Consider the following 266-nt stretch of genomic DNA (forward strand, 5'->3'; position numbering starts at 1 on the left):
GCTAAATTCTCTTGTGTCGCTTTCAGATTGTTAATCATAACAATGCGAACTTGATTTAAGTGCTGATAATACACTTTCATGCGTTCCGCTTTTTTCGCATCTTCCGAAAGCATTCTTTCCAAGGTAGAAGGATTGACTCCTGAGCGATAAATGGCATCTATGTGCTTCGCAAGCTTGGCTTTTTGCACGCGCTCTTGCTTTTCTAATTGCTTGATTTGCTTTTCGGTTTCCGCCATTTGCTTGCGGATTTCTTTTAAGCTTAATTC

At 40.2% G+C, this 266-nt stretch carries 1 protein-coding gene; it reads right to left on the reverse strand.

Annotated features, from left to right (window positions below; all coding sequences use genetic code 11):
• On the reverse strand, nucleotides 1–266 hold a 266-nt coding region (locus ACTHS4_RS12025), incomplete at both ends, for a hypothetical protein (RefSeq protein ID WP_440366001.1).

It is taken from the genome of Neisseria sp. P0014.S009 (assembly GCF_051958155.1).
In the GTDB taxonomy this organism is placed as follows: Bacteria; Pseudomonadota; Gammaproteobacteria; order Burkholderiales; family Neisseriaceae; genus Neisseria; species Neisseria flavescens_C.